A 25,019-nucleotide genomic window follows, 5' to 3' on the forward strand; every position below is an offset into this window, starting at 1 on the left:
TTGATGAAAAGGGATGTGGATGAGTTTGTCTAAAAGAATTGCATTTGTAACAGGGGCAAGTACAGGCATTGGAAAGGCAATCGCAATAAAACTTGCCGCTCAGAGCGATATGAAGGTGATCATCAACTCTAGAAATATGGCCTCACTTGAACAGACGAAACAGCACATTCAAGATATGACAGAAACAAAGGAACCGCTGTCTCTATTCTGTGGAGATATGTCGGTTGAAGCGGTGAGGTCGGAAGCCTTTGAAGAAATAGAAAAGGAGTTTGGCAGACTCGATGTGCTGATCAATAACATTCCAGGAGGAAAACCAGATACATTTGATTCATGTGAAACTGACCAGATGCTGGCTGCTTTCTCCCAAAAAGCCATCGCCTACGTCGATACAATGAAGCGTGCAGCCGCATTGATGAAAAGACATGAATATGGACGGATCATTCAAATTGTCGGGAACCTGTGGAAGGAACCTGGTGAACAAATGTTTACGAATAGTATGATGAATGCAGCGATTATTAATGCCAGTAAAAATGCAGCCACACAGCTTGCGTCGTCTAGTATTACGGTGAATTGTTTAAATCCAGGTTTTATTGCAACCGATCGGTATGAACAATTTATCGGCAATATGATGACGAAGCAGGGAGTGTCACGAGAGCAGGCTGTACAAGCTGTCGCATCAGGTATCCCAATGCAAAGAGTGGGCTCAGCGAGTGAGATGGCGTCATTGGCAGCTTTTATGGCATCAGAGGAAGCTTCTTATATCACAGGTCAACAAATCTCCGTAGACGGTGGAACGATGAAAAGTATATAAACTGAAAAAACCCGCTATAGGCGGGTTTTTTGATGAAATCGAATGGGGAGGATGGACAGACGGTCGATAAAGAGAGCAAGCTCCTCAATCGGGGCAACCATGGAAATGCGTACATGACGGCTTCCATTGGCTCCAAATACTCCTCCAGGCGTGACGACAACATCGGCATGTTCGAGTAAATAGTCAGCAAAGGCATGAGAATGTTCAAAGTCATCAGGAATCGGAGCCCATAAATAAAAGGCGCCGGGTGGACGTTCGATTGTCCAACCAAGCTTTCTCGCCGCTTGCCGGATGAAGAAATTGATTCGTTCAAGGTATATCGCCCTTAATGATTGAATATGACGGTCATCACTTTGCAAGGCAGCAGTCGCTGCATGTTGAAATCCGCCATACATACTGACAAACACGTGGTCTTGGAAGGTGTTGATAGCTTGGATGATCTCCTCATTTCCAACAGCAAAAGCGACTCTCCATCCTGCCATATTAAAAGTCTTTGATAGAGAATATAATTCCACTCCTACACTTTTCCCGAGAGGAGTATTCATGAAGCTCACGGGTGTTTGTTCATAATGAAATGAACCATAGGCAAAATCATGAATAACATACAGCTCGTGAGTGGCCGCAAAGGCAGCAGCCTCTTCAAAGAATGCCTCATTTGCAACAGCACCCGTGGGGTTATTCGGATAATTCAAGAACAGTACTTTTGCTTTTTTGACTATGTCAGGATCAATTGAGGAGAGATCTGGTAAATAGCCATTTTTCTCTTCAAGTTTGATACTGTATGGCTTGGCGTCTGCCATCAAAATGCCTGAATGATATTCAGGGTATCCTGGATCGGGAACGAGTGCGATATCTCCTGGATCAAGCAGACACTGACTCATGACATACAGCCCCGTTTTTCCGCCAGTGAAAAGAGCAATTTCCTTCTGCGGATCAATCTCAGCACCGAATTCCGATCTATAAAAATCTGCAATGGCTTGTTTGAAAAAGTCAAAGCCTCTAAAAGGGGCATATTGTTGAAATGGCAAAACACCCGCTGACTCCTGTAGGGCACTCACGATATGGGGAGGAGTTGGTAGATCAGGGTTCCCCTGACCTAGATTCATGATGTTTGCTCCGTTTTTTGTCTTTTGAGCTATTTTTTCAAAGACGGTGCCGAATTTCTGTTCAGGCAGCCGTTCAATCATTTTAGATGCTAACATTTTCACCACAGCAGCCTCTCTTTCTATCCCTTCACTAATTCATCCATTAACTGAATCGTTGCCTGTTTCTGAATGTTGCGGATGGACGCGGCAACATCTTGTGAGGATGATCCTTTTAATTCAAGAGATACGATTCCATTAAAAGCTTCAAATAAATCAAGATCCACCATAGTCCCTTTGGCAGGGAATGATTGACTGACAATCGCAGTATCTCCAACGAATGCTTCCTGCGGAATAGACACATGATCAATGGTGATATGTGTGGATTCAGGTGGTATGTGCCCACTCTCTTTAAAATGCTGAGGATACAAGTGGCAGTCCGCTACATAAAATGTATGTCCAGAAAGCAGTTGTTTTGGCAGTACAGCCTTTTTTCCATCAACTAATACATCAATCAATAGCTTGGCCATATCGACGCCAAAGACCTTTTTAATATTCGGGATCATATTCCAGCCAGCGAATCGAGCCGCTGATTCGATCAGTCCAGTTTCTCGATTTTTCATGAGTTTGATTTCTGTATGGGTTGCACAATGTTCAAGACCTAGCCCTTCATTTGCCTTCCTTGCTGCTTCAATGATGATTTGCTTGGCTTCATTGTCTAAGATCGTCGGAGTGATATGAGCCGTTTCTGTAAAGCCGATTTGAGGGGTTTTATCATGTATGACAAAAGGGAGATATTCGCCCTCTACGACCAGCCCTTCTACACTGACATAATCAGCATATCCTTCATCTTCATACCAATCTTCGTAAGCACCCTCTAAATATGTTTCAGCGACAAACGGTGCTTCATACGTGACAGCGTCTGGGACTGGTATGGTTTCCAAATACGATTGTACTTGTAAAAACAAGTCATCACTTCCGGCTTTGTCATGAAACAAGGTGACGCCAATAGAACTGGCTAAATATGTAGGCTTTAAAATGAGCGGTGTTCCGATAGACTCAATGGCTTGTTGGAAATCAGATAAAGTCGTGACAGGCTGAGTTTTCACCGCTTTGACGCCAGAGGCATTGAATGCAGCCCTCATTTGGCTTTTATCACGCGCCATTTCGGCTGCCTTGACACCGGCACCTCGTAGCCCAAGACGTTCAGCGGCCTTTGCCATCGGTGCAATGAATAATTCATTATTGGTCGTGATTGCATCTGCTTTGAAAAAGGAAGCCACTTGAATGAAGTCTTCCACAACCTCTTCTTCTGATTTTGGATAATCATCATGTGCCCAGTAAATAGAATCAGGGTGTTCAAAAGAAGGGTGTGTCTCAAAATAATCACGGTCTTTGATGACCGCAATGGAGTATTTTTCGATTAGCTCGGCATGTCCCTTTGTAATCGCAAAGGGTCTTGGGATATAAGAAACGATATGGTATGATGCCGCCACGCTTTCATAAAACATATGGGGCGGGCACCCTCCTAAGTCAGCAATGACAAGTACAGTTTTTTTACTCAATGAAAGCACTCCTTTTATCTAGCGGTGTAACCGCCATCTGCAGTGACGACACTTCCAGTCATATAGCTGGATAGGTCAGAGGCGAGAAACAGCATCACGCCAGCAATTTCTTCAGGTTTCCCAAGTCGCAGCATAGGATTCACCTTTGCTTTTTCCTTTTTGACGATCTCGAGACTTTCTGTGTGATTGTCTAAAAAGGACTTTTCATTTAGTGGCGTATCAATGATGCCAGGGGCAATACAATTCACCCTGATTTGATGAGCGGCATAGTCGATGGCCATTGATTTGGTGAGCTGAATGACACCGCCTTTTGTTGCATTGTATGCCGGAATGTCAGGCCAGCCCACAAGACCTCCGACAGATCCGGTATTGATAATACTTCCACTCTTCTTTTCAAGCATATGCGGCAATGTATGCTTACTCATGAGAAAGACGCCGGTCAGGTTGACCTGAAGAATACGATGCCAATCCTCCAGTGCCATCTCATGAATGGGTGAGACAATTTCGATGCCTGCATTGTTAATGAGGACATCAATGGCACCGAATCGGCTCAGCACGCTCTGAACGGTTTGGTGACAGTCAGACTCCTTCGTAATATCTGTTATAAAAAATGCAAGGTGCTCATGCGGTAATGACTCAATGAGTTGGTTGCCGCTGCTTTCATTGATGTCAGCGACAGCTACTTTTGCTCCATGCTCGAGGAAGAGCTTGACAGCAGCAAGCCCAATCCCCGACGCACCTCCTGTAATGAGGACAACTTTTCCGTCTAACTTCATTTCTTCACCTTAGATGCTTTTGGTTTTAAGCGATTATAGCGGGGAGGGAAGAAGAGATTAATAGACTTTGAAGCTTCTGGCTTTGGATTGATGGCCCCGTGATCTTCCCGTGGGTCACAGAAATAGGTGGTGCCAAATTCCATCTTTTCTGTAAAGCCTTCGATTGTCATATCATACCCTCCGCTGATGCAAATACCGATTTGTTCATTTCTATGTTTATGAAAAGGCATTTCTCCACCGTTTCCAGGGATATTGGCAATCATCAGCTCCATCCAATCCTCCACAAAAAAAGTCACTTCCATGCCAGGGAGTAAATCCCGTGTTTTGAAAATGTCTAAGAAATAAGTGGGGGGAGCTGTATATTCTTCGTCATCCTTTAATCTCTTAATATCAATGGCGATCACTTCTTCATCTGTCAGATTTGAAGCGCCGTGAGGGACAAACGGTGGTGCGATATAGGCTGATTCTAATGGGGTGAGCAGTTGAGTCGATTGGCCGACAGTCATTTGAAGCTCACCTTTTAATACAATGCCGATTTGTGCTTCGGGATGTTCGTGAGGTTCAATGATTGTGTGGGGAGGGACGTATGAAATTAACACTTCCGTACCGCCTCTTACAGTGGAATATTGGATAACGCCATTATCCCATTCTAATTTTTTCGCTTGAGGAAAATATCGTTCTTGCGTCTTTTGTTCAGTTTGCATCTTATATCTCTCCTTTTCCGAATATGGACCAACTCATGGGTATACTTTTAAACGTTCGAATGAAGATGAGGCCATATGTGGCTCTTGCCACCTCATTCGTTAAAGCAAAATCAAATTCGCCGTCCCTTACTTTCTGCGCGGCAGTACTTGTAGAATTAACAAGTTCAAATTCAGCATTTTGGTGAATGAAATATTGAATTAAATTGACAGGTGCAGGATGTGAGACAATTTTTAAATGGTGGAGCATTTGTTCATTGAATGGGAAATCAGGTCTGACAGCCAAACCATACATGGGCGTGTCACATCTGAAAATTTGTAAAAGCTGTAGATCTGGTCTCATGTAGAAGTGTTTGATGCCTTCATATGCGTGTGGAACGAGAGTAAATTGAAGTGGTTGAGAGAGAGTATGTTCAATGCAAGTTTCGAATGTGTCATAAAGGGATAGTTTCGTATGAGTGCCGAGTGTAGTGGTGGATTGAGAGATGAAATGTTTTGCTGCGTATTCACTGCTTGTCCCCTTAGGGCCTAGTGTGTTGACTGTAAACATCTTAGATGAAGGGCTTGGCTCTTCTTTGAAATGAAACACATCATCATTCTTTAGGATCATGTTTACCATCCAATCTTTTTCAAATTTTTACTAGATTATAAAATTTAAAATTGGCAATTGTCAACAAATTTTATAAAAAATGTATTTTGCGATTATATTAAAAATTGATCTAAAAAACTGCACATATCGAGATGTGCAGTGAAATGTGCTTACGTTTCAAGTGTAGTTGGCTGTTTTTTCTGTAAGGCGCGTTCTCGTTTATAGCTGCCGAAGCTGATGATAAAACCAACAAGTGTGATCAATGCACAGACAAGACCTACCGTATGATATCCGAAATGGACATAAACGGGTCCCATCAGTGCGGAACCGAGCATAACAGCAAGGTTGGAGGCCAGGCTGTAAAAAGCCATCACTTTCCCGCGATGGGTTTGAGAACAGTCACTTAGAACGGTGCTTAAAAGCGTGACAGATAAGCTTTGCATGGCCCCCCAAATAAATAGGGCGAAAATCAGCAACATCCATGAGAATGGCGCATAAGGAAGCAAGGCTAGAACAATCGCAATTCCACCCAGCACAAAGACAAGGGAACGGGTTTTACCGAACCAGTCTGCTAATTTTCCAGTAAACATACTCATAGAAAAGCCGACGCCATAAGCCATAATAAGAAGTCCAGCAGTTGATTGTCCGCCATCAAACAGACTTTGCAAATAAGCACCTAAAAACGAGTACATGCCGTAAAATCCAAGCATATTGCAAAACGTCACAGTCAAATAGGCAGGCACACGATCAATTTTCAAAGCTCCCCATAAAGCGCCTGTTGTCTCTCTAGCTTGAGGTGCCTTCGGATCAGCTGCTCTGACTTGTTTTCTTGATTCAAGGATGACGAGCAGCAGGACAATGAGACTCATCATAGCGAAGATCCAAAACGTCCAGCGCCAGTTTAAACTCTGGCCGATAAAGGCGCCAATGGGCACACCAAGGACAAGAGAAAGAGACCAGCTCGATACAATGAGTCCCATCACTTTGCCGCGATATTCGTATGGAACCCGGTCGCCCACAAGAGCATAGGCTGTTGGCACAAATACACCTGTCGCCAGTCCTGAAATAGCACGGCCTGCAAAAAACACGGCCAAATTTGGGGCAGCAGCACACATCACTGTTCCAATTAAAAAGAAAGACAGCCCAATTATCAAACACAGCTCTCTTGAATATCGGTCCCCTAAAGGAACGAGTAGCGGAGCTCCAACCAGCACAGCTAACCCATAAATGCTGATGGAAAGAGCCAGAACATCAAGAGAGTGCTGAAAGGAGTTTGATAAATCAGGCAGCAGTGGTGAAATCACCAGTTCCTCCGATCCCGCCGCAAAAACGCCAAGTGTGAGTGCAATGGCAAGTGTGATGGGAAATGTTTTAGAAGCCTGGCTGTCTAAAGATTCTTTCATCAAGTGATCCCTCCATACTTGCTTTTTCATTCAATTCCGTTAAAATAAATTCTACCATTATTTAGTTTTATTTTACATTTCGTATCATAAGTATCATCATAAAATACTTTTCAAATGGAACGATTTTGGGATAGGAGCGTAACGAATGAAAATCACCGATGTGGATGTGCATATTTTAAACGAATTGAGAGAAGATGCCCGCTTATCAATGAGGGAATTGTCCAAACGAGTGAATTTATCGGCGCCTGCGGTAGCAGAAAGAGTGCGAAAACTAGAGGATGCAGGGATTATCGAAGGGTATTCTGTTCAAGTCAATTATAAAAAGCTGGGTCTGATGATAGACTGTTTACTGGAAGTCACCGTATTAAATGGGGAGTATCAGCGTTTTGTGACATTTATGAACCAGCATCCACGTGCGTTCTTTGCTTATCGAGTGGCAGGACAGTCCTGTTTTTTCATTAAGCTGTCTGTTTCTTCTCTTGAAGAAATTGAAGCCTTTATTCAAGATGTGTCTGGCTTTACAAAAACGGTCTCCCATATTGTCTTATCAGAGCATTCCTTTACCCATCCCATTCAGGAACGTGTGAAACAAATAGAAGAGCCAGAAATGACCGTGGTGAAATAGAAAAAGGACCTGCCCTCAGGTCCTTTTGATTCGTTTATCTGACTGATAGCTCATGATCGTAATGATCAATCCAATGAATGTTACACCTGCCGCAAAGAGTGGGACAAGCTGTAAATGTGTGATTTCGATAGCAAGACCGCCAAGCGCTGCACCGCCGGCATTTCCAATATTAAAGGCAGAATGACTGAGCGTTGATGCGAGTGTCGGGGCTTCATGTGCCATGTTCATCGTGCGGTATTGCAAGGTAGGAACGAGAATAAATGAAATAATTCCCCAAACAAAAATCGTCAGCACGGCAGGCACTTTAAAGGCAGATGTATATGTGAATAACAACAGAACAGCCATCAGCAAGATCAATGTGATGATAATACTCGGCATCAGCTTCCAGTCGGCAAGCTTTCCGCCGACTAAATTCCCAATGGTGACCCCAAGCCCAAAGAGGACAAGAATGAGGGTGACCCCGTTTTCCTGAAAGCCAGTCACTTGCAGCAGGATCGGGCTGATATACGTAAAGGCGGTAAACACACCCGCAAAACCGAATATCGTCATCGCAAAGGAGACGAGAACCTGCGGCTTTTTCAACACCGATATTTCATTTCGAATATCTAATACTTCTTCTTTCGATTGATTTGGTACTAAACTGATTATACCGATTAAGGAAATGAGACCAATGACGGCAATGACGAGAAATGACATGCGCCAGCCGAATTGATTTCCGATAAAGGTGCCAAATGGCACACCCAGTACATTGGCTACTGTCAGTCCTGTAAACATGAAGCTGATCGCACTTGCGCTTCGCTCCTTAGGAACAAGCCGTGCAGCCATAATGGCGCCGACACCAAAGAAGGTACCATGAGCAAATGACGTTAAAATACGTGCAACCATCAATAGATCATAAGAAGACGATACAGCTGCGACAGCATTTCCTGCTACGAAAAGAATCATTAATAGAATGAGGAGACGTTTTCTCGACATTTTTCCAGTTGATAACGTTAAAATAGGGCCGCCAACTGCCACACCGAGTGCATATCCGGTAATCAACTGACCTGAAGCAGAAATAGATACATGAAGATCATTTGCGACATTTGGCAAAAGTCCCATGATCACAAATTCAGTCATGCCAATCGAAAACGCACCGAGCGTTAACGCAAAAATAGCGATGGGGAAGTTTTTCATGATGAGATCACCTTTCTAAACAAATACATAAAAAAGCTTCGGAAAGATCCGAAGCCTCAAGAGTTTATCATACATGGAAATAAGACGCTAGCTGCTCGTTTGCTAATCGGTTTCCAACAAAGAAGGAACCAAATTCGCCGTAACGTGCACTCACTTCATCAAATCGCATTTCGTAAACCAATTTTTTAAATTGAAGCACATCGTCAGCGAAAAGAGTGACGCCCCACTCATAATCATCAAAGCCAACAGAACCTGTAATGATCTGTTTTACTTTCCCAGCATAGCTTCTGCCAATTAAGCCGTGACTTCTCATAAGGGATTTGCGCTCATCCATTGAAAGCATGTACCAGTTGTCATTGCCAGAACGTCTTTTATCCATTGGATAGAAACAGACATATTGAGAAGAAGGAAGCTCTGGATAGAGGCGCGCACGTACATGCGGGTTCTCGTAAGGGTCTCCGCCATCTCCGCCTCCTGCTAAGTAGTTGCTGAGTTCAACAACTGACACGTAAGAATAAGCTGGAATCGTAAACTCAGCTAGTCGTGTCTTGTTGAATTCAAGTTCAATTTCACCTAGTTCTTCCATGGTCGGACGTAAAATCATGAGCATAATATCTGCTTTTTGGCCGACAATACTATAGATTGTTTGGCTTCCAGCCTGATGGTGCTCGGCTGTTTTCCATTTTTCTAATAGACCTGTGAACTCATGAATGATCGCTTGACGCTCATCGCTTGTCAGTAGCTTCCAAGCCGTCCAGTCGATCGTTCTAAAATCATGCAGCGCATACCAGCCATCTAGTGTTTGAGCTGCTTCATTTGTTGTATGTTGTTCGCTCATTTCTTTCACTCCTATTTACAGTTTTCCATCTGTTCCAACTATAACATAGTTTGTCCAAATGAAGATGTGATCAAAACTTGAACGACGAAAACGCTTTTCTAGAAATTGATTTAATTAGTTTGAAAAATAAGAATTTAAATTGTAAGCGCTATAATGTAAGTTGGTAGTTTGAATTTATGTAGAAGAAGAGTATGCTTAAAAGAGAACGCTTTTTTTGTAAAATCAAGGAGGGTATTGAAGTGGCAGATATTTTTTCAACAGTTCAGGAAAAGGTTGCAGGTAAAGGAGTTAAGATCGTTTTTCCTGAGGGAATGGACGAACGCATTCTAACAGCCGTTCAAAAACTAGCAGATGGCAAAGTATTGCAGCCAATTGTTGTAGGTAAGAAAGAAGAAGTAGAAGCAAAAGCAAAAGAATTAGGTCTTACACTTGATGGTGTTGACGTGTATGATCCTCATACATATGAAGGTTTTGACGATCTTGTACAGGCTTTCGTCGAAAGACGTAAAGGCAAAGCGACAGAAGAGCAAGCGAGAAAAGCATTACTGGATGAAAACTACTTCGGTACAATGCTTGTGTATAAAGGTCTTGCAGACGGCCTTGTAAGCGGAGCAGCACACTCAACTGCTGATACAGTGCGCCCAGCACTTCAAATCATTAAAACAAAAGAAGGCGTAAAGAAAACTTCTGGCGTCTTCATTATGGCTCGCGGCGAAGAGCAATATGTGTTTGCTGATTGTGCGATCAACATTGCACCAGACAGCCAAGATCTTGCTGAAATTGCGATCGAAAGCGCAAACACAGCAAGAATGTTTGACATCGAACCACGTGTAGCAATGCTTAGCTTCTCTACAAAAGGTTCAGCAAAATCAGACGAAACAGACAAAGTATCTGAAGCGGTTCGCATTGCAAAAGAAAAAGCACCTGAGCTTGTTCTTGATGGAGAGTTCCAATTCGATGCAGCGTTCGTTCCTTCAGTGGCAGCGAAAAAAGCACCAGATTCCGTCATCAAAGGCGATGCTAGCGTATTTGTTTTCCCTAGCCTTGAAGCTGGAAACATTGGCTACAAAATTGCCCAGCGCTTAGGTAACTTTGAAGCTGTAGGTCCAATCCTACAAGGTCTAAATCAGCCAGTAAACGATCTTTCAAGAGGCTGTAATGCCGAAGACGTTTACAATCTTGCGCTTATCACAGCAGCTCAAGCACTATAAAATAGCTTCTCGACTAGAGCAGTCAGTACGATAGATTCGTGCTGGCTGTTTTTTTATATTGTCCAAATGTGTACAATAAAGAGTGAAAAGAAAACACGAATCGTAGATAAAGTCGATAGGATAGGCAGGTGCTATAATGGAGGATTTAATATATAAACTTCAGCATAAGGTCGCATTTTTAACCGATGCGCAGAGGAGAATTGCAGATTATATCGTACAAAATCCAATGGAAGTCGCTTTTTTAACTGTCGATAAATTGGCATCAAAAGTCGGGACGAGTACAGCAACGATCATGCGATTCTCTGCTGCGATGGGGTATTCCGGTTTTTCTGAGTTCCAAAAAGAGCTTCAGTTAGCTATGAAGCATAAAGCCGACCCTCAAACGAGACTTGAAGCGAATCTCAAGCATTCAAATAAGAATAAGCTCCTGCATGACCATGTAGAACTGCAATTTCAAAATATCCAGTATGCACTAGACAATATCACGGAAGAAACCTTTCAGCAGATTGTTGGGAAAATAGCCAGCGCACGCCACGTTTTGTGTACAAGTGTTCGAAGTGGAAGACCTGTTGGTGAGTATCTGTCACTCGGAATCAATCGGTTATTGGGGAATTGCCAATACATTGATGCAGACAAAAGCGACTGGGTGGATGATCTCGTTCATTTTCATTCTGATGATTTCATTATAGCGGTCAGCTATCCGCGGTATGCAAAACGCATGAAGGACTTGCTCGAAGTAGCGAAGTCTTATGGGGTGGAAGTGCTTTTAATTACAGACAGCTACAGCTCTCCATTAACCAAATATGCACAATATGTATTACCATGTTCCTCAGCAAGTGTAGGCTCTCATAACTCTGTCGTATCTGCTATCTTTATCGTCGATTACATTTTAAGTGCCTTAGCGATGAATGATCCTGAAAGAACAAAACCACGTTTAGATCAAATCAATCATATGTTAACGAAAATGAGTTACCACACAACACATTAGTCGTGTGGAACTCATTTTTTATTTTTTGAAAGCGCTTTACTAATTGAAAATGAGGTGGTATGATCATATCACAAAAGTAATAAATATTACTTTAATAAAAATAAATGTAATGAATATAACTCAAAGGGGATGATGGAAACAATGAGTACTGTTCATTTCGTGTCAAATGATCTTATCGCTAGGGCAAAAAAGCTTAACTCGACCTTGCTGTCAGATGTAATGGGATGCACCGGCGCGATGGATCATCAGATCAAACCAGTTGCGAAAGGCATGAATGTAGTCGGCACAGCTTTTACTGTTAGCTTACGGCCAGGGGATAATTTATTTCTTCATCAAGCGATCTACTCTGCTAAAGAAGGAGATGTACTGATTGTGGATGGAAAAGACCATAAGGGTCATGCCTATTTGGGGGAATTGATGGCACATTCAGCAAAGGCTGTAGGAATAGAAGGAATCGTGATTGACGGGCTTGTTCGCGACAAACTCTCTTTAGAGGAGCTGGCTTTTCCAATCTACAGTAAGGGATTTATGCCAAACGGACCTTATAAAGATGGTCCTGGGGAATTGAATCAAACCATCTCGTGCGGCGGTGTCAAAGTAGCCCCAGGTGATCTAGTGATTGCTGACGATGATGGAGTCGTCATCGTTCCAAAGGAAAAGGCGGAACACCTGCTGACACTAGCGGAAGAGAAACAAGCGTATGAACATCAGAGATTAAAAACGATTCAACAGTATGTGGACGAAGGAAAGCAAGACATCAGTCTCTTAGCACCGGCATGGCTGGAAGGCAGAATGAAAAAATTTCAAGGATAGGGGAATCTGTGATGAAGATAGGCTTTATCGGATATGGTGAAGCAGCATATGAGCTGTCAACGGGATTGAAAACAGAAGGATTAAATCAATTTTATGCGTATGATGTCCTATTAAAAAATGAGAAATTAGCTGGCTCGTTGAAAGAAAAAGCATCGCAGACAGGCGTTCAATTAACGAGCAGTATTAGCGAAGTCATTGAGAAATCTGATCTTGTGATTGCAGCTGTGCCAGCGAATAAAACCTTAGAAGTGGCACAATCCGTATCGGGAAGTTTGAAAAAGAATCAATTATATGTAGATGTATCGGCATCAACACCAGACATCAAAAAACAAGTAGCAAACGAAATTGAAAAGCAAGAAGCTCTATTTGTAGATGCCGCCATGCTAGGGCCTCTTCCAATCAACAAACACAAGGTTCCGATCACGGCAAGCGGCAGTGGAGTTGACCAATTCATGAAAGTGATGAATGCTTATGGCATGAATATCACAAAAATTAGTGACCAGCCAGGAGATGCTTCGGCACTAAAGCTAATCAGAAGCATTTATATGAAGGGGATTGTCGGTCTCTTGATTGAATTTTTGGAAATTTCCAAAAAATATAATGTGGAACATCAAGTGATTTCTTCACTAAGCGATACAATCGATAGCAAAAGTTTTGAAGAGACCATGAACCGTCTTGTGACAGGGAGTGCATTGCATGCAAAAAGACGGGCGGTTGAGCTGCTTGGCTCTATTGAAATGCTAGATGAAGCAGAGATTGATGCCAGCATGTCTCGGGCAGCACAACAGAAGCTTGAGAGATTAGCAGACTTTCACTTTGCTGAACGATTTGACGGGGTAAAACCTGCTAGCTGGGAAGAAGTCATTGACGTGATGCAGCAAGGGGAATAAATTGTAAGCGTTTTATTTAATAAAGGGGAGGCGAAGAAACGATATGGGTTTTATTGCGTTGATTGTGTTCATAGCTGTCATCATTATATGGAATGTTATGGTGAAACGGAATATGGGAGAAGCCATGCTACTAGGCTTTATTGCGACCACATTATTTGGCGGATTAGATGCGTTAAGACTTTTCTGGGATGGTTTAATATTTGCATCCACATATGAGGTGCTTTATGCAGCTGTCGCATTTGTATTCATGGCCTATTTAATCGAAAAGTTGGAATTAATTCATGCACTCTTACGAATCCTAAATTCGGTTGTAGGCAAACTTCCTGGTGGAGCGGCTTATATGAGTACGTTAGGTTCAGCAGTGTTAGGCGCTCTTTCAGGTTCAAATTCTGCAAACACAGCTGCGACTGGCTCTATCACGGCCTCTTGGATGATTAAATCCGGGTGGAGCCGGACCCATACGGCCACGATTCTAGCAGGGAATGGCGGACTTGGAGCGGCACTGCCTCCGAACTCTTCCATGTTTATCATGCTTGGGTTTGCACCAGTTGCCGCCCTTGTATCTGAGGGAGATTTATATATTGCCCTTCTAATAGGAGGACTGTATCAAGTCGTATACCGATTTATTTTGGTGTATCTTCTGGTGAAAAAGAATAAAATTCAGGCCATGCCGCCAGATGATATTCTTCCTTTCTGGGAAGCGGTAAAACAAGGGTGGAAGTCGATCTTTATTTTTTTCGGTGCCTTGATTCCTATCATGATCACCATTGGTCCGTTTGCAAACTACTTAAAAAGTAATCCAAACATCGGACCGGAGGCAATGGATCAAATTTCTTTAATTACGTGGATTCCGATTCTCATGATATTAATTAGTCTAACAATTGGAAGAAGCAAGGCGTCTGCTTTAGATTGGTCTCAATTTTTCAAATCAGCCATTCCTAAATTCACAACGATTGGCGCTTTGATGCTGTTTGCAGTGGCTGCTAGTCAAGTGCTTGCTGAATTAGGGCTCGCAGATGATTTGACGCAAATCACATCAGTACTTGCCATTCCGAAATGGCTCATGGTGCTCATTGTGGGTGTTCTTGTCACACTGGTGGCAGGCCCTCTATCTTCAACAGCGACATTAACAGCAGTTGGGCTTGTCTCATTTTCAGCTTTAATCTCAGTTGGAGTGGACCCAGTTGTGGCTGTAGTTGCCATTCTTGCTTTTTCATCAACTGAAGGCGCTTCCCCGCCTGCATCAGGGTCCATATTTATCGCTTCTGGTCTTGCAGGGGCCAGACCAGAAAAAACCTTTATCCCACTGATCCTCTATTATATGCTTCCGATCGTTGGTATTGGCTGGCTCATTGGAATGGAGATACTTCCCGTATAGAAAGGAGAAACAGATGAGAGTATTGATGGAATTGTTATTTAAAGTGCTGCTTGTCCTATTTCTAACGTCAGGAACGTTGTTGGTATTCGGTCAAATACTAGGAATTCTCTTGCAAAAGGGAGATATGATCATTGCTAGTACGAACCTATTTAAAAACCCAACACTGGTGTTAAGTGCCTTTTTTAGCCTTGTCGGGTTTTCACTCCATTATATCCCTGAGAAGAAAGACACCTCATTTAGCGATCATCCATCAGCATCAGCAGGTGATTCGCTCAAATAAGCATGAAAAGCTGGATTCAGTTGATGAATTCAGCTTTTTTGTGCGTGTGAATTAGGTATAAAAACCCAATACATACGATTCATTTTTTAGTGAATTCGTTTTCAATCATATGCCTCTTGTGCTAGTAAATGGTAACATAACGGAGGACTATTTGAGGAATAGAGGTGTTTGACGATGTCTGGAGCTATCATCGGTTATACAACAGCCTTGTATTCGTTAAAGGCAGACATATCCATAAAAAAAGAACAAATCATAGAACTGAACATGTGTCGAAAAGAAATAAAAGAAGCAAAGTCTGCTCTGGCAGATGCTAACAAGAAAATGACTCATCCAGATCTGACATCACATACATGGTTTGGCCATCTCGCAGATACGTTTGATGACATTCGAGACGAGATGGCATCCGCCAGTCAAGAGATAAAAAGTGTACAGCTGACCAATCTAGTGAACCGAATTGATGAGAAAATCAGCGACTTAAAATCAGAGATCCATTCATTAGAACATGAAATTCATTCGGTTGAAAGAAAAATAGAGAAAGAAAAGCAGAAACAACTGGAAGAAAAAAGAGGGTAGTCACATGAGCAGAGAAATTAAAATAGATGCCAGTCAGGTCAAACGAGTATTACAGCATGCAAAACAATCAGGCGCTCAAATGAATGCAACACTTCCAACAACCATCAAAGGAAGAAATCAGCTCCTGACGGCAGACACATTAGAAAAAATCAATCAGCAGCTGAACGAATTAAGTACATCCTACATAGACATTCTTCAGAAACAACTTGTACAAACAGAACAAGCGGTGAACACCATGATCGAAACGGACAAGGCGCTTGCTTCCAGCAGTAAAAGAAAATAAAGGAGAACGCAATGAAAACCCTTGATGCTTTTGCGCTAATAAACGGAATTGACCAAACGCTGAATACATTAAAACAGCAATCACAACAGATTAGCTCCATAGAAAAACAAATCCAACAGATCATCTCACTTGATGGCGCACTAAAGGGAGAGGCGGGACAAGCCATCCGCTCCTTTTATACAGAATGCCATATTCCCTTCCTGCAATTTTTTCAGGTTGTCATTGAGGAATACAGCTCTGCGCTCAAACAAACAAAGCAGGCACTTCATACACTTGAATCAAATCAGCACGGCTTTATATCACAAGCATTTATTGAACACGAACTTGATTCAGGTTTAAAAAAAGCAGAGCGAGCGATTTCTGACATTGTTTCAGATGTGAGCCAGGCGATCGGCAGGGTCAGTCATATCGTTCACTTGCCTCATGTAGACGAGTCTGCTTTTCAACAGAGCTATCAAAAAACGTGGCTTGAGACATCCAGAACCATTGGACTGCTCCATGCCTTTGACAGAGAACAAACAAGTGCTATGAATGAAACAACAAGTGCATTGCAAACAATGAAGCAATACATCAACACGCTAAGCACCATGTTCACCGGCCCAAAAATTGACATCACGAGCTATCAAAAGGGATCTATTTTCAAAGACACAAAAGAAGAAAAAATAAGCAGCACGATCAGCGGATTGAATGACAAAATAGACAACCCGAAAGACAATCCGATGATGATCATGTTGAAGAAATTGAGTGAGAAAGAACAGGCGAATGTGGATACGGTGGTTCATAGAGGTACCCTCCGAAACGTCAACAAGCAAGTCAAAGCAAACGATCCATTGCTTACGACATTACAAAAAGAAGCTGTGAGCAGGAAAAGTAAGATTCATAGAGACATCAGGGTCGTAAATGGTAAACTATATAACGTAAAAGGCGTCAAAAAGCTAAAAGAATTCGACATCGCTGATGAAGTCGTCACAGATCCGTCGGACATTGATTTTATAGGCGGGAGATACACCGTTTACGCCAATAAACAAATCATTCGAACGTATATCGCAAACGGCGAAGTAAGAATAGAAGAAGTCGACAACATCCCAGAAAGCCGTAGCCGCGGAAATGCCAAACGCATACTAGACGGTGAGGTCGTCTCAACCGCCGAAAACATCATTTTAGAATACAGCGGCATCTACGACGGCTACCGAGCCGTTACTGGTAAAGACCCAGAAACCAGCCGAAACATCAGCAGCACTGACCAAGCTTTATCCGCAGCCTCTATCATCCCAATCACGAAAATAGTGAAGGTTGGGAAATATGTTTTTAGGTTGGAGCAAGGGAAGAATGTGAAGAGGGTTAAAACACCTGCTTACGGTAAACAATCCGTACCTAAGGGACCTTACCGTGAAGTAAATGGTTTCCCTGCAAAAGTAAAATCAGGAGCTCAAGAAAAACATATTCCAGAAACACCAAATTACAAGCAAGAAGTAGCAAACGGAAAAAAGAAAAGCATTTTTTACGGAGATAATAAAAAGGCACAAGAATTGCTTGATAAATACGCTGGTAGAGGGGAATTCCTAAAAAACGGGAGAGAAGTTATAGATTTTGGTCAAAAGATAGGAAAGACTTATGATATGAAAACCCAAAAATATATAGAGACTACTAGAGGCACAATACATTATTCAAAAGATGGTGCTCATATCGTACCTTCAAAACCATTAGAATTAAATTAAAAAGGTGGATACATATGGACTATAACCCTTTAATAAAAACATTAGATGATTACGGCGGGGAAGAGCTGATATTAGAGTGGGGTAACGGATTAAAGATCATAGGGAAACCAGACACACTTTACGAAACTGATAATGGGTTAGAGGATGATGATATCAATTACGTTGAATATTATGCCGTTGCTTTTAGAGTAGAGAACATCATATCGTCTCCAAATAAAGAAAGCAGAGTGTATGATTGGTTGATAGGAGAAGAAAGGTCTTTAGTAGAAATATCCCTTTATGATGATCCACCTAATGCAGTGTATTTAGCAAACGGTCAAAAGTTATGGGAATTATCCCTTGAAGAATAAAAACAATAGGCGTAATAAGAGCCCTCTGTAAGAGGGTCTTTTGTATATTCGAAATATAACGATTCGAGCATCGGCTTTGTTTTTGTTCCAAAAAGCTGTAAATAGGAGAACAAAATGAACAAAAAACAAGAACTAACAAAACAAATCCAAACGGTCATCAACATCCTAGAAAAAGAATATTCGCAAGAGATCAATCAAGGTGTACTTGAATTAATATATAGAAGATACAAGAATGCCCAAAGAATCATGCAAGCAAATGATGATCTCCAAAAGGTCTTTATTATTGGCGGAGTTAGGGCTTACTTGGAAAGTCATAATGATTATCTAAATCCATTTTTAGATGAATTACATAAAGCGGAAAGTCTACTAAAAGAATTGTTGTATTGATTATATAGTGATAGGTAGAAGTCTTTGTATTAGAAAGCGATACAAAAACACAGAAAGGAATTCGTATGAATCAGAAAAAACACATCAACAAAAAAACATTCAATTGGCTATTAAGCATCAGTGTTCTTCTCGTCATTGGGACAGCTTTTATGAGAGGGGTTTATGTCCCACATGCCGGTTCGGATTATCGAGGTTTTCCCATTGATTGGCTAGTCCTGCATTCAAATTATGGTGTTGAATTTCTATTTTTAGGTTTTATACTCGATGTCATCATTTTCTATTTTCTATTAAAAGTGCTCCTGCGGGTGTATAAAAGAATTATGCCAAAATCAGCTGAATAAACGCTTGTACATCCTTTTAGGAGGCTTTCAAAATGATTCATTTTTCTCAGATTCCCAACCTGGTCATAAATAAACCAGCAAGTGATATACATATCAAAGAGGCAGAATCCCAGCTAAACATGCTGCTGCCCCATGCTTATAAGACCTTGCTGAAACAGACAAATGGATGTTCCGTCGAAGGCGATGTTCTTCTATACGGAACAGAAGACATAGTGGAACGCAATAAAACATGGGAAGTCCATCATTATGCCAGCGGCTATGTAGCCATTGGTGACGATGGCGGTGGGCGAGTACTTCTCATGCGACAGGCAGAAGAAGAGAAAAAAGTGTGGATTGTCGATGCTGGTGTGATGGACCCTCAGCATGCGGAATTAGTGGCTGAAGATTTGTTAAGCTGGGTAAGTCACGGCTGTTTCATAGAAGTTTAGTCTATTAAGGAGATGATCGATTTGCCGTGGAACACATTGATCGCTGCATGCCTCTTGGTTGGGGCTCCTGTCGTTTTGATTGCAGCTGTTTATTTCATTTCGAAAAGGAAGAACAAGAAAACCAAATCCAGTTGAAAAGCTCTGTGACGTTCCTTGTCATAGAGCTTTTTTCTCTCTCATTCTCCCTCCATGTTATAATAAACACAGTTTATGAACGAGAGGATATGCAGGACATGAAAAATGAACCTATTGAGTTATTGACGCAGCCGAAATGGCGAATCATAGATCAATCGAGCCTTGGTCTCTATGTAGACCCAAAGCAATCTTTTGCGATGGATGATACGCTTTGTGCGTCGGTCGGGAAAGGACTCTCACCAGCGACAGCGCGTTCTTGGGTGCACCACAATACGATCGTTCTTGGGATTCAGGATACAAGACTTCCATTTCTCCAAGAGGGTGTAAAGCTTCTTGAGGAAGAGGGATATCGCGTCATTGTGCGCAATTCAGGCGGTCTTGCTGTTGTGCTGGATGAAGGCGTACTAAATGTGTCTTTAATCTTTGCGGAACAAAAGAAGGGCATTGATATTGACCGAGGATATGATGCGATGGTGGAATTGATCCGCCGGATGCTGTCGCTGTATGAGGTGGACATTGAAGCCTATGAAATTGTCGGCTCTTATTGTCCAGGTAGCTACGATTTGAGCATCAATGGAAAGAAATTTGCCGGCATTTCTCAGCGTAGATTACGAGGAGGGGTCGCTGTGCAAATCTATTTGTGTGCAGATGGAAGCGGCCGGGAACGAGCTGATTTGATTCGCCGTTTTTATGAGGCGGCCTTAAAGGATAAACGGCATGAGGTGAAAGCGGTATTCCCTGATATACAGCCTGATACGATGGCATCCCTATCAGAATTAACTGGAGAACCCATTGACTGTGCGCTTCTCATGCGTCTTTTACTTGAAGAACTTCAAAAGCTGAGCGAGCAACTGACCGTTTCAGGGTTGACCACCGAGGAACAACTGGAGTTTGAGAAAAACATGACGCGGATGATTGAGCGGAATGAAAAGGTGTTTTCGTGAATGGGAAGCGAATTTTTGGAAATATATTTTAGATCGACAAAACAATCTAGTCATTTTGTCGATCTATCTCTATTATTTTAATTCAACTTTATAGCCAATATAAACGTTAGGATAAAAAGTGTATGTTCCAGGCTGATTAAATGTTAATGCAGATATTTTGAAGGCATACTTTTGTTTAACTGGATTCCATGATCCATTAGGGTAATAAGATGGGTAATTTCTGAAATTAGGGTATTTTGTGTCAATCCAGGTCATACTAGAATTTGGACGTATACTTCGTTTCAATGTATATAGACTTAGTGAATTTTGACCGCTGTCAGGACCATCAGTTCTAACTTCTGTTATGTAACTATTATCTGGAATTGAACTGTCATTTGATAGGTCGAAATATTGTAGCGAGCTAGTTTTATTAAATGAGGTAATAGAAGCTTGATTAAGAGTAATTCTTTTTTCCATAACTGGTGAATACAAAACAGGCATTCCTACAGTAACATTTAATTCATATGGAAATTGATTTTTATCATCATCAGAAGGATTAATGTAAATTAAATAATCTCCTTCTAAATCCGTAGGAAATTCAATTTGAGCTGTTCCTTCTTCATTGATTGTACTTTTTCCTATTCCTTTACTTTGTGAAATGACTTCACTCTTAGGATTAGTTATTTTGACATCAAATGTTTTAGAAGAACGAAGGGTTAGTTTTTCTGCCTTATTTATACCAAGGTAGACTTTATAAATTCGATGATCGTCTGTATTTATAATAGTTGTTTTAGCTTCATCCGGAATGCTAAAAGCATTACTTCTTTTTAATTCAATTGGGGCATTTGGTTCTTCTGCCGCCAGTGCATTAAAGGATATAGAGCTTAATAACATAGTGATCACTAATCCATATAAAAATTTCTTCATTTTTTAACAACTCCCTTTTGATTACTAATATGTATATCGGTATCTATTATTATAAATTAACATTAATTTCAATAACTTCTTTTTAATTATAATAGTTACATATTTTTGGGAAGGGAAATTGCGATGAAATCCAAAAAAATTTGAAAAGAACATAAGAAAGCAATGGAAATATTACTGAACTGTTTAACTGAGACGACAAATGATCCTGCTATTTTGAGTTATCGAAGGGCCATTGATTTTTATTCAAATCAGTTAGATCGATTGTGGAAATGATTTATATAGACATGGAGGGGCAATCTAATGGAAGAACCCCCTCCTTTGTTATGACATTTTATATGTGATAGTCCTTTATGACATAAGAAAGAAGGAAAATGTATTGTCATTCATCACCACGTATTACCCGCTGTTTATGCTGTGTATTTTGTCTCTGTTGTATATGATATATCGTATCCAGCCAATGGCCTCTACTGTGAAAAAAATCATCATTGTGCTTTGTGTGTTAACAAATGCTGCCTATATTTGCTGGCGCCTCTTCTTTACATTGCCGCATGAAGGTACTTTTAATATTGTCATGGGCATTTTGCTTGTTGCCTGTGAATGCATTGGGTTTATCCAGCTGCTTGTGTTTTATACACTGGTTTGGAAGCCTTCAAATCGGAAACAAGTCATGATCAGTGATCTTGACAGGCTGCCAACAGTTGATATTTTCATAGCTACATATAATGAACCGATTGAGGTGCTGAAACGCACTGTTGCAGGTTGTTTGAATCTCTCTTATCCGAAGGAAAGCTTTCAAATTTATTTATGTGATGATGGCAATAGGGAAGTTGTAGAGCAGCTTGCTTCTGAGTTTGGTGTTTATTATCTGACAAGAACAGATAACAGATTTGCTAAGGCAGGTAATTTAAATCATGCGATGTCTCAAACGGATGGGGAGCTGATTCTGACGCTTGATGCAGATATGGTCCCTCTTCCTTCATTTTTAGAAAAAACAGTGCCCTATTTTCATGATGGAGCAACTGCGTTTGTTCAAGTTCCACAGGCGTTTTATAACGAAGATCCTTTCCAATATAATATGTTCTCGAAAGATCGAATTCCAAATGAGCAGGACTTCTTCATGCAAACTCTCCAAGCTGGTAAGGATCGGTTTAATGCCGTCATGTATGTTGGGAGTAATACGGTTTTTAGAAGAACGGCATTAGATGAAATTGGCGGATTTGCTACTGGAGTGATTACAGAAGACATGGCAACAGGAATGCTTCTCCAGGGGAAATTCAAATCTGTGTCTGTCGGAGAAGTATTAGCCGTCGGTCTGGCACCTGAAAGCTGGCTTGATCTGTTAAAGCAGAGAGATCGCTGGTCGAGAGGGAACATTCAGTGTGCCCGTAAGTTTAATCCTTTGAAGGTGCGCGGCTTAACGCTGATGCAGAGAGTTCTTTATTTAGATGGCATTGTGTATTGGTTTAACGGTTTGTTTAAAATGATTTATATTCTCACACCGATTTTGTTTTTATTGTTTGGTATTCAAAGTTTCTGGGCAGATTTCCAGTCCGTTTTCATGTTTTGGCTGCCGGCATTCTTTAGCTCGTATTTAGCGTTTAAACTTGTGTCGAATCAAAAAAGAAGTATGTTTTGGAGTCATATTTATGAAAGTTCAATGGCATTCCACTTAGCTGGTGTGGCACTCAGTGAACTGTTCTTGAAGAAACGGGTTGAATTTCTGGTGACACCGAAGGGAATTCAAACGGACAAAAGGCATTTTCATTTGAAAACGATGATTCCCCATCTGATCTTCTTGTTGCTCTCATTGCTTGCCCTTGTGAAAATAGGTTACGATGTGAAGGTAAATGGGACGATGAACGCTGATCTCATGTTGATTAATATTTTTTGGGTGCTTTATAACGGTGCAGGCTTATTCATGGCACTGCTTGTGGCGTTTGATCGACCGCGTTATCGGAAATCAGAGCGATTTGTCATTGAAAAAGAGGGGCATCTTCGTTCTGATCATCAAGATCAGTCGATTGCTTGTTTTCTACTAGATATGAGTGATTCAGGTGCGCGTCTATCCATTCTATTGGACCAAGCGTCTTCTCTTTATCAAGGACAAACGCAATTATTCTTTTCAGAGGATGAAAGTGTGGCGTGTGACGTGGTTTGGAGCTATCCAGAGGGAGACAAGCTGATGGTTGGTGTTGCTTTTACTGACACACAAAAATCAGAGTATTTATCACTGATCCGTTTCTTATTCACACGAGAGCATGTAGCGATGACGGATCGTGAGAAAAAATCATATGCTGTTCGGACGTTTCTCCGCTTTTTAAGAGAAACGGAGAAGGTACCAAAGGCTCTGCGGCGCAAATGGATGAGAAGGCCATTGCAAGGTGTGACAGGCACGATCGCCTATGAGGACCGACTAGAAGAGAAGATGCCGGTGATCATACATGATATCAGTTTATCTGGGTGCAAAATTGAGTTTGAAGATTCAATTGAATTAAATGGAAAAGTACGGATCACCATTGACGCAGAATCTCTAACGGATCAGCCGGCGATTGCGATTTGGACATCACAAAAACGCAGACGTACAATGGCCGGACTCAAGTTTGTTCAGCCTGAAATCAAGCAGATAGAAGAAAGAGAGGGAGTGGTTTCTTGAAATCTAAAAATGGTGGTTACCTCTATTTATTATGGCTTCCTGTCATCATAGGAGCCGGCTACGGCATTTCGCTTTTCGTGCCGTTTCTTCAACCTTTACTGACGCTTGGTATCGCAGGGCTTTATATTTTTATCTTTGGTGATTTTCAGGTGAGGCAAGTTAGGTATATTTTTATGTTCGTCTTCTTGATCAATGTCCTTTTTAGTGTGATGCTATTTTTGGATATTTAAAAAAGTGCTTCCCGCAGGTGGGGAGCACTTTTTGGTTATTCTGCCATTTTTTCAAGGTTGCCGTTCCGATCCATTTTAAAGGTTGGTGCGGCACTGTCGTCCTCTTCAAACAAAACTAGTTTTCTTGCACGGTTCATGATTTTGACGAGTGTTTCATAATCTTCTTGAATCGTGAGCTGATCCTTTTCAAGCTTTTTCACTTCAGCTTCTAGCTGCGACACTTTATGTGAAAGTTCGTTGTTTTCTCGTTTTAACCGGCTGTTTTCCATCCGTAAGGCAGATGATTGCTGTCCATCGCCTTCATAGCGGCGTAAGAAATCAATGATATCCTCAATGGTTAACTCTTGGCGCTGCCCAAATGGATTGGCTTCTGGTTTTTTCTCTGTCACTTGAGAAGCCTGTGACAATAAATGTGATAAACTAGCTAACTCTTCATTGTAGCTTTGATCCACAAATTGAAGCTGTTCGGCTGTTTCGGCTGCAGGTGCAAACGTTTCTTCTTGCGCAGGTTCCAGTTCTTGAGAGAACTCTTCCTGTGTGATCGTTTCTTCAACTTGCGGCTGATAGAGCAAACGTTTTTTCGCAGGCTGTCCATTTCCGAGTGCACGCATGCGTTGTTTACGCTGTTTTTTGGCAAGTGCCAATGCTTTTTCATATTGATGCCTCACGACAGCATTCCATCTAAATCCGCATGCCGCTGAGGTACGGTTTAGCTTGTCTCCAACTTCTTCAAATGCGTTCAGCTGTGTACTGCCCTCTCTGACGTGACGTAAGACGGTTTCTGCCAGAAGGAGATCATTTTCCTCTGACCAAGCATCTTGTCTTTGTTTTGACATGTGTTTAAACCCCCATAAGATTTGATGGTATTAGATTAGCCAAGTTCAAGAAGGTTTATACAAGTTTGCTAAAAGGATAGTGGAAAATACTAGCTTTTATGTGAATACG

Annotated in this window: 28 protein-coding genes and 1 pseudogene; 19 read left to right on the forward strand and 10 right to left on the reverse strand. The window is 41.6% G+C overall.

The annotated features are described in order from the left end of the window. The first annotated feature begins 19 nt into the window (after positions 1-19). A complete protein-coding gene (locus tag ACRRMM_RS10660) occupies positions 20-811 on the forward strand; it encodes an SDR family oxidoreductase (RefSeq protein ID WP_269379675.1) in 792 nt (263 codons plus the stop codon). Positions 812-825: 14 nt separating this feature from the next. On the opposite strand, the gene ACRRMM_RS10665 is transcribed toward ACRRMM_RS10660, so the two are convergent. The 6 genes from ACRRMM_RS10665 to ACRRMM_RS10690 form a co-directional block, all read right to left on the reverse strand. Then, positions 826-2,019: an aminotransferase class I/II-fold pyridoxal phosphate-dependent enzyme gene (locus ACRRMM_RS10665; RefSeq protein WP_217816055.1), complete on the reverse strand. Its 1,194-nt coding sequence runs from the start codon at positions 2,017-2,019 to the stop codon at positions 826-828. A gap of 17 nt (positions 2,020-2,036) precedes the next feature. Continuing rightward, a complete protein-coding gene (locus ACRRMM_RS10670) occupies positions 2,037-3,458 on the reverse strand; it encodes an ATP-grasp domain-containing protein (protein WP_217816056.1) in 1,422 nt (473 codons plus the stop codon). 14 nt (positions 3,459-3,472) lie between these two features. Next, a complete protein-coding gene (locus ACRRMM_RS10675; RefSeq protein ID WP_007497757.1) occupies positions 3,473-4,234 on the reverse strand; it encodes an SDR family NAD(P)-dependent oxidoreductase in 762 nt (253 codons plus the stop codon). Further along, entirely contained in the window at positions 4,231-4,938 is a 708-nt protein-coding gene (locus ACRRMM_RS10680; RefSeq protein ID WP_008343606.1) for a cupin domain-containing protein, read from the reverse strand. Before ACRRMM_RS10680 ends, ACRRMM_RS10675 begins: the two co-directional genes overlap by 4 nt. Before the next feature lies 1 nt (position 4,939). After that, positions 4,940-5,545 carry a bacilysin biosynthesis protein BacA gene (locus ACRRMM_RS10685; protein WP_081114236.1) on the reverse strand — a complete coding sequence of 202 codons (606 nt, stop codon included), beginning with the start codon at positions 5,543-5,545 and terminating at the stop codon, positions 4,940-4,942. A gap of 149 nt (positions 5,546-5,694) precedes the next feature. Then, positions 5,695-6,927, reverse strand: coding sequence for an MFS transporter (locus ACRRMM_RS10690; RefSeq protein ID WP_191219013.1), 1,233 nt, complete (start codon positions 6,925-6,927; stop codon positions 5,695-5,697). 145 nt (positions 6,928-7,072) lie between these two features. Between ACRRMM_RS10690 and ACRRMM_RS10695 the strand changes: the two genes are divergently transcribed. Next, the gene (locus tag ACRRMM_RS10695; protein WP_008343601.1) at positions 7,073-7,552 is read left to right on the forward strand and encodes an Lrp/AsnC family transcriptional regulator; all 480 of its coding nucleotides are present in this window, start codon (positions 7,073-7,075) and stop codon (positions 7,550-7,552) included. A 15-nt stretch (positions 7,553-7,567) separates the two neighbouring features. Here the strand turns inward: ACRRMM_RS10695 and ACRRMM_RS10700 are convergent, their stop codons facing one another. Continuing rightward, positions 7,568-8,728, reverse strand: a complete 1,161-nt coding sequence (locus ACRRMM_RS10700) for an MFS transporter (RefSeq protein ID WP_048002987.1) — start codon at positions 8,726-8,728, stop codon at positions 7,568-7,570. Positions 8,729-8,795: 67 nt separating this feature from the next. Further along, positions 8,796-9,566 (reverse strand): hydrogen peroxide-dependent heme synthase, encoded by a 771-nt coding sequence (gene hemQ / locus ACRRMM_RS10705; protein WP_017360102.1) that lies wholly within the window; start codon positions 9,564-9,566, stop codon positions 8,796-8,798. Between the two features lie 239 nt (positions 9,567-9,805). On the opposite strand from hemQ, the gene pta reads away from it, so the two are divergent. The 14 genes from pta to ACRRMM_RS10775 all read left to right on the forward strand — a co-directional run bounded on the left by pta (position 9,806) and on the right by ACRRMM_RS10775 (position 20,285). Further along, a complete protein-coding gene (pta, locus tag ACRRMM_RS10710; protein ID WP_217816057.1) occupies positions 9,806-10,777 on the forward strand; it encodes a phosphate acetyltransferase in 972 nt (323 codons plus the stop codon). Positions 10,778-10,913: 136 nt separating this feature from the next. Continuing rightward, positions 10,914-11,765: a MurR/RpiR family transcriptional regulator gene (locus ACRRMM_RS10715; RefSeq protein ID WP_017368253.1), complete on the forward strand. Its 852-nt coding sequence runs from the start codon at positions 10,914-10,916 to the stop codon at positions 11,763-11,765. 141 nt (positions 11,766-11,906) lie between these two features. Continuing rightward, the gene (locus ACRRMM_RS10720) at positions 11,907-12,578 is read left to right on the forward strand and encodes an RraA family protein (RefSeq protein WP_017368252.1); all 672 of its coding nucleotides are present in this window, start codon (positions 11,907-11,909) and stop codon (positions 12,576-12,578) included. Between the two features lie 11 nt (positions 12,579-12,589). Next, entirely contained in the window at positions 12,590-13,468 is an 879-nt protein-coding gene (locus ACRRMM_RS10725; RefSeq protein ID WP_046526754.1) for a prephenate dehydrogenase/arogenate dehydrogenase family protein, read from the forward strand. A 43-nt stretch (positions 13,469-13,511) separates the two neighbouring features. Continuing rightward, complete coding sequence (locus ACRRMM_RS10730) at positions 13,512-14,846, forward strand: TRAP transporter large permease subunit (RefSeq protein ID WP_007497735.1); 1,335 nt, start codon at positions 13,512-13,514, stop codon at positions 14,844-14,846. A gap of 13 nt (positions 14,847-14,859) precedes the next feature. Then, a complete protein-coding gene (locus tag ACRRMM_RS10735; protein WP_046526753.1) occupies positions 14,860-15,126 on the forward strand; it encodes a hypothetical protein in 267 nt (88 codons plus the stop codon). Between the two features lie 174 nt (positions 15,127-15,300). Further along, positions 15,301-15,699, forward strand: a complete 399-nt coding sequence (locus ACRRMM_RS10740; protein ID WP_008343584.1) for a YwqH-like family protein — start codon at positions 15,301-15,303, stop codon at positions 15,697-15,699. Between the two features lie 4 nt (positions 15,700-15,703). Continuing rightward, the gene (locus ACRRMM_RS10745) at positions 15,704-15,982 is read left to right on the forward strand and encodes a YwqI/YxiC family protein (RefSeq protein ID WP_008343583.1); all 279 of its coding nucleotides are present in this window, start codon (positions 15,704-15,706) and stop codon (positions 15,980-15,982) included. Between the two features lie 11 nt (positions 15,983-15,993). Then, a complete protein-coding gene (locus ACRRMM_RS10750) occupies positions 15,994-17,700 on the forward strand; it encodes a T7SS effector LXG polymorphic toxin (RefSeq protein ID WP_217816058.1) in 1,707 nt (568 codons plus the stop codon). A gap of 14 nt (positions 17,701-17,714) precedes the next feature. After that, positions 17,715-18,050, forward strand: coding sequence for a hypothetical protein (locus ACRRMM_RS10755; RefSeq protein ID WP_024719455.1), 336 nt, complete (start codon positions 17,715-17,717; stop codon positions 18,048-18,050). Positions 18,051-18,164: 114 nt separating this feature from the next. Beyond that, a complete protein-coding gene (locus ACRRMM_RS10760; protein WP_191219010.1) occupies positions 18,165-18,437 on the forward strand; it encodes a hypothetical protein in 273 nt (90 codons plus the stop codon). A 65-nt stretch (positions 18,438-18,502) separates the two neighbouring features. Continuing rightward, positions 18,503-18,778, forward strand: a complete 276-nt coding sequence (locus ACRRMM_RS10765; protein WP_191219009.1) for a hypothetical protein — start codon at positions 18,503-18,505, stop codon at positions 18,776-18,778. Between the two features lie 32 nt (positions 18,779-18,810). After that, positions 18,811-19,206 (forward strand): SMI1/KNR4 family protein, encoded by a 396-nt coding sequence (locus ACRRMM_RS10770; RefSeq protein ID WP_191219008.1) that lies wholly within the window; start codon positions 18,811-18,813, stop codon positions 19,204-19,206. Positions 19,207-19,439: 233 nt separating this feature from the next. Continuing rightward, positions 19,440-20,285: a lipoate--protein ligase family protein gene (locus ACRRMM_RS10775; protein ID WP_191219007.1), complete on the forward strand. Its 846-nt coding sequence runs from the start codon at positions 19,440-19,442 to the stop codon at positions 20,283-20,285. Between the two features lie 72 nt (positions 20,286-20,357). On the opposite strand, the gene ACRRMM_RS10780 is transcribed toward ACRRMM_RS10775, so the two are convergent. Continuing rightward, positions 20,358-21,191 (reverse strand): hypothetical protein, encoded by an 834-nt coding sequence (locus ACRRMM_RS10780; RefSeq protein ID WP_100324660.1) that lies wholly within the window; start codon positions 21,189-21,191, stop codon positions 20,358-20,360. Positions 21,192-21,335: 144 nt separating this feature from the next. On the opposite strand from ACRRMM_RS10780, the pseudogene ACRRMM_RS10785 reads away from it, so the two are divergent. From ACRRMM_RS10785 to ACRRMM_RS10795, 3 genes and pseudogenes are all read left to right on the forward strand, one after another. Next, positions 21,336-21,464: pseudogene (locus ACRRMM_RS10785) on the forward strand (tetratricopeptide repeat protein); the annotation flags it as partial. Between the two features lie 103 nt (positions 21,465-21,567). Continuing rightward, positions 21,568-23,844 carry a glycosyltransferase gene (locus ACRRMM_RS10790; protein WP_191219006.1) on the forward strand — a complete coding sequence of 759 codons (2,277 nt, stop codon included), beginning with the start codon at positions 21,568-21,570 and terminating at the stop codon, positions 23,842-23,844. Further along, positions 23,841-24,074: a DUF5970 family protein gene (locus ACRRMM_RS10795; protein WP_191219005.1), complete on the forward strand. Its 234-nt coding sequence runs from the start codon at positions 23,841-23,843 to the stop codon at positions 24,072-24,074. Before ACRRMM_RS10790 ends, ACRRMM_RS10795 begins: the two co-directional genes overlap by 4 nt. 35 nt (positions 24,075-24,109) lie before the next feature. On the opposite strand, the gene ACRRMM_RS10800 is transcribed toward ACRRMM_RS10795, so the two are convergent. After that, positions 24,110-24,910, reverse strand: a complete 801-nt coding sequence (locus tag ACRRMM_RS10800) for an RsfA family transcriptional regulator (protein ID WP_007497717.1) — start codon at positions 24,908-24,910, stop codon at positions 24,110-24,112. Positions 24,911-25,019: the final 109 nt, after the last annotated feature.

Source organism: Bacillus sp. XT-4 (genome assembly GCF_050864245.1).
Lineage (GTDB): Bacteria > Bacillota > Bacilli > Bacillales > Bacillaceae > Bacillus > Bacillus altitudinis.

What these genes read in the sequence shown, in the direction of transcription:
- ACRRMM_RS10660 (WP_269379675.1), top strand. Translation starts at nt 20, where the DNA reads ATGAGTTTGTCTAAAAGAATTGCATTTGTAACAGGGGCAAGTACAGGC.
- ACRRMM_RS10675 (WP_007497757.1), bottom strand. Translation starts at nt 4,234, where the DNA reads ATGAAGTTAGACGGAAAAGTTGTCCTCATTACAGGAGGTGCGTCGGGG.
- ACRRMM_RS10680 (WP_008343606.1), bottom strand. Translation starts at nt 4,938, where the DNA reads ATGCAAACTGAACAAAAGACGCAAGAACGATATTTTCCTCAAGCGAAA.
- ACRRMM_RS10685 (WP_081114236.1), bottom strand. Translation starts at nt 5,545, where the DNA reads ATGATCCTAAAGAATGATGATGTGTTTCATTTCAAAGAAGAGCCAAGC.
- ACRRMM_RS10690 (WP_191219013.1), bottom strand. Translation starts at nt 6,927, where the DNA reads ATGAAAGAATCTTTAGACAGCCAGGCTTCTAAAACATTTCCCATCACA.
- ACRRMM_RS10695 (WP_008343601.1), top strand. Translation starts at nt 7,073, where the DNA reads ATGAAAATCACCGATGTGGATGTGCATATTTTAAACGAATTGAGAGAA.
- ACRRMM_RS10700 (WP_048002987.1), bottom strand. Translation starts at nt 8,728, where the DNA reads ATGAAAAACTTCCCCATCGCTATTTTTGCGTTAACGCTCGGTGCGTTT.
- hemQ (WP_017360102.1), bottom strand. Translation starts at nt 9,566, where the DNA reads ATGAGCGAACAACATACAACAAATGAAGCAGCTCAAACACTAGATGGC.
- ACRRMM_RS10715 (WP_017368253.1), top strand. Translation starts at nt 10,914, where the DNA reads ATGGAGGATTTAATATATAAACTTCAGCATAAGGTCGCATTTTTAACC.
- ACRRMM_RS10720 (WP_017368252.1), top strand. Translation starts at nt 11,907, where the DNA reads ATGAGTACTGTTCATTTCGTGTCAAATGATCTTATCGCTAGGGCAAAA.
- ACRRMM_RS10725 (WP_046526754.1), top strand. Translation starts at nt 12,590, where the DNA reads ATGAAGATAGGCTTTATCGGATATGGTGAAGCAGCATATGAGCTGTCA.
- ACRRMM_RS10730 (WP_007497735.1), top strand. Translation starts at nt 13,512, where the DNA reads ATGGGTTTTATTGCGTTGATTGTGTTCATAGCTGTCATCATTATATGG.
- ACRRMM_RS10735 (WP_046526753.1), top strand. Translation starts at nt 14,860, where the DNA reads ATGAGAGTATTGATGGAATTGTTATTTAAAGTGCTGCTTGTCCTATTT.
- ACRRMM_RS10740 (WP_008343584.1), top strand. Translation starts at nt 15,301, where the DNA reads ATGTCTGGAGCTATCATCGGTTATACAACAGCCTTGTATTCGTTAAAG.
- ACRRMM_RS10745 (WP_008343583.1), top strand. Translation starts at nt 15,704, where the DNA reads ATGAGCAGAGAAATTAAAATAGATGCCAGTCAGGTCAAACGAGTATTA.
- ACRRMM_RS10750 (WP_217816058.1), top strand. Translation starts at nt 15,994, where the DNA reads ATGAAAACCCTTGATGCTTTTGCGCTAATAAACGGAATTGACCAAACG.
- ACRRMM_RS10755 (WP_024719455.1), top strand. Translation starts at nt 17,715, where the DNA reads ATGGACTATAACCCTTTAATAAAAACATTAGATGATTACGGCGGGGAA.
- ACRRMM_RS10760 (WP_191219010.1), top strand. Translation starts at nt 18,165, where the DNA reads ATGAACAAAAAACAAGAACTAACAAAACAAATCCAAACGGTCATCAAC.
- ACRRMM_RS10765 (WP_191219009.1), top strand. Translation starts at nt 18,503, where the DNA reads ATGAATCAGAAAAAACACATCAACAAAAAAACATTCAATTGGCTATTA.
- ACRRMM_RS10770 (WP_191219008.1), top strand. Translation starts at nt 18,811, where the DNA reads ATGATTCATTTTTCTCAGATTCCCAACCTGGTCATAAATAAACCAGCA.
- ACRRMM_RS10775 (WP_191219007.1), top strand. Translation starts at nt 19,440, where the DNA reads ATGAAAAATGAACCTATTGAGTTATTGACGCAGCCGAAATGGCGAATC.
- ACRRMM_RS10780 (WP_100324660.1), bottom strand. Translation starts at nt 21,191, where the DNA reads ATGAAGAAATTTTTATATGGATTAGTGATCACTATGTTATTAAGCTCT.
- ACRRMM_RS10800 (WP_007497717.1), bottom strand. Translation starts at nt 24,910, where the DNA reads ATGTCAAAACAAAGACAAGATGCTTGGTCAGAGGAAAATGATCTCCTT.